Genomic DNA, 3,191 nt, shown 5'->3' with positions numbered 1-3,191 from the left:
TGCTACCCACCCGGAAGAGACCCGGGTCGTCGTGGTCCGCGGCAATCGCGTCGAAGAATTTGATTTCGAGACCGCCCAGCGCAAGCAACTGCGCGGCAATATCTATCTCGCCAAGGTCACGCGCGTAGAGCCGTCGCTGCAGGCTGCCTTCATCGAATACGGTGGCAACCGTCACGGCTTTCTCGCCTTCAGCGAAATCCACCCGGACTATTATCAGATTCCGGTCGCCGATCGTCAGGCCCTGATCGAGGCTGACGAACGCGCCCACCGCGAGGCCGAAGAGGAGAGCGAGAACCGCTCCAGCCGGGGCCGCCGTCCGCGCCACCGCAATTCGCGCCGCCGCGGCAATGGCGAGCGTATCCAGAGCGAGATCGTCGAGAACGCGAGCCTTGAGCCGTCGCAGGCTGCTCCGTCGTATGAAGGCCAGGAACAGGGACACGAACATGAGGGGTCGAACGCCGAAGGCCCGTACGCCGAGAACGGTCACGTCCACGACGCCGAGCCTCACCATGCCGACGCCGAACATCATGATGACGCCGGGCATCATGACCACGACCATCATGAACATGCCCACGATGAGCACGACCACGGGGATGACCAGGGCACCGAGACTCACCCGAGCGAGACGCTTGCGGCGGTGACCTTGCCCGATACGGCCGCCGTCGAGGCGTCCGCCGCGGAAGCGCACGAAGAAGAGGAAGAAGAACACGCACATCGTGGGCATCATGAAGCCCACGCGCTCGAAAACGCGGCGCATGCCGACGATGCCCACCGCGCCGAACACGGCGATGGCGAGGCCGCCGCGGCGGATCACGCGGAAGCGCCGCATGGCGACGAAAACCACGACGATGAAGACGAGGGCGACGAGGCCGAGGAAGAAGTCGTCGAATCCGTCGGCGGCGACGACGTGCTGGAAGAAGTGCCGGAGCGCGCCTTCCGCCCGCGCCGTCAATACAAGATCCAGGAAGTCATCAAGCGCCGCCAGGTGATGCTGGTGCAAGTCGTCAAGGAAGAACGCGGCAACAAGGGCGCGGCGCTGACCACCTATCTGTCGCTGGCGGGCCGCTACGCGGTCCTGATGCCCAACACCGCGCGCGGCGGCGGCATCAGCCGCAAGATCACATCCGCGCAGGATCGCTCGCGCCTGAAGGAAGTGGTGCAGGACCTCGACGTACCCGAGGGCATGGGCATCATCCTGCGCACCGCTGGCGCGTCCCGCACCAAGCCCGAGATCAAGCGCGACTTCGAATATCTGATCCGCATGTGGGAAACCGTGCGCGACATGACTCTTAAGTCGCAGGCGCCGACGCTGGTCTACGAGGAAGGCTCGCTGATCAAGCGGTCGCTGCGCGATCTCTACAACAAGGAAATCGACGAGATCCTGGTCGCCGGCGAAGCCGGTTATCAGGAAGCCCGCGATTTCATGAAGATGCTGATGCCCTCGAACGTGCGGGCGGTGAAGCAGTATCGCGATGGCCAGCCGCTGTTCTCGCGGATGGGCGTCGAGAGCCAGCTCGATGCGATGTTCTCGCCGACCGTGCAATTGCGCTCCGGCGGCTACATCGTGATCAACCAGACCGAGGCGCTGGTGTCGATCGACGTCAACTCCGGCCGTTCAACCCGCGAACACCATATCGAAGACACCGCCCTCAAGACCAACCTCGAGGCATCGGAGGAAGTCGCGCGGCAACTCCGTCTGCGCGACCTCGCGGGGCTGATCGTCATCGACTTCATCGACATGGACGAGAAACGCAACAACCGTTCGGTGGAACGCAAGCTCAGCGATTGCCTGCGGCAGGACCGCGCGCGGATCCAGGTCGGGCGCATCTCGCATTTCGGCCTTCTGGAAATGTCGCGCCAGCGCATCCGCGCCAGCGTGCTGGAGAGCTCGACCGAGCCCTGTCCGCAATGCGGCGGCAGCGGTCACGTGCGCTCGGTATCTTCGGTCGCACTGCAACTGCTGCGCGGGCTCGAGGAAATCCTGATGAAGGGCGCTACCCACAACCTTGTGGTGCGGACCCGGACCGACGTGGCGCTCTACGTCCTCAACCACAAGCGCGGCCATCTGCGCGATCTCGAAAGCAGCTTCAAGGTCACGCTCGCCGTGATCGCCGACCCGACCGTGAGCGCCCAGCAGTCGTTCATCATCGATCGCGGCGAACAGGTGCACACGCTGGAAGCAGCGAAAGCACTGCTGGCGGCGCAGGTTGCGGCCTACCCGCCGCAGGTCGAGGAAGCCTATGACGAGGAAGAGCCGTTCGACATCGAAGTCGAATCGGAAGTGGAAACCGACGAGACCGAAGGCCTGACCGACGAAGCCGAAACCGGTGCCGGGGAAGAGGGCGGCGGCGAAACGGAAGCCGATGGCAGCCCCCGGCGCAAGCGGCGGCGGCGGCGGCGCGGGCGTTCCGGTGAGCCGCGCGAAGGCGCGCCTGCCCGCGATGACAACGAAACCGCGCGCATTCCGTTGGAAGCGGCTGCTGGCGTCACGGCAGAAGACGGCGAATCCGACGAAGAGGAATCCGACGAGCAACCGGGCCAGGCGCGTGCCGATCAGGCGCCGAACGGCGAGCGGCGCCCCCGCCGTCGGGGACGCCGAGGCGGACGCCGCCGGCGTGGCGGGCTGGAGGATGGCCTCGCCGGATCGATTGCGGACGAACTCGGACCGGCAGCGGCTCCGGAAGTATCGAGCGCTGTAGCCGATTTCGACGGCAACCCAACCCTGCCGTCGCCGCCGATGGTGCAGCCCGAGTCGATTGCGCCTGCGCCCGAGCAGCAGCCCGTGGAACGCGGCCAGCCGGAGCCGGCTCGTGCGGCTATCGGCACCGAGGCGGAGACCGCCCAGGAAGCCGAAAGAGCCGCCGCACGGCGACGTTCCACGGTACGTGAGAAGGTGAGCTTCCTGGTCGATGCCCAGCCTGCTTCGCCTTCGCCCGTCAGCCACGGCCAGGCTGTCGAACCGGCGCCGGCCCCTGGCCCTATCTCGCCGCCGACCCAGCCGGCTGCCGAGACAACCCAGCCCCGCCGCGCCGGATGGTGGTCGCGGCGCTTCGGCAACGGCGAATAAGACAACTGGTTTCGAAAAGGAAGAACCGCCCGGCAAAACCGGGCGGTTCTTGCTTGCCGCCTATTGAACCGCGGCGTGTACCCACAAATCTAATCAACAGAGAACGCCTGGCCATGTCCGCTTC

General features: G+C 65.8%; 1 protein-coding gene. It reads left to right on the top strand.

The genetic code is table 11. From position 1 onward, the window contains the following. Positions 1-3,067, top strand: a 3,067-nt coding sequence (locus tag QZ213_RS26465; RefSeq protein WP_291689007.1) for an Rne/Rng family ribonuclease, incomplete at its 5' end; no start/stop codon positions are given. Between the last annotated feature and the right edge of the window lie 124 nt (positions 3,068-3,191).

It is taken from the genome of Bradyrhizobium sp. (assembly GCF_017881085.1).
Classification (GTDB): domain Bacteria; phylum Pseudomonadota; class Alphaproteobacteria; order Rhizobiales; family Xanthobacteraceae; genus Bradyrhizobium.
Note: the sequence above shows the minus strand (reverse complement) of the source record. Positions and strands in the feature narration are given on the sequence as shown.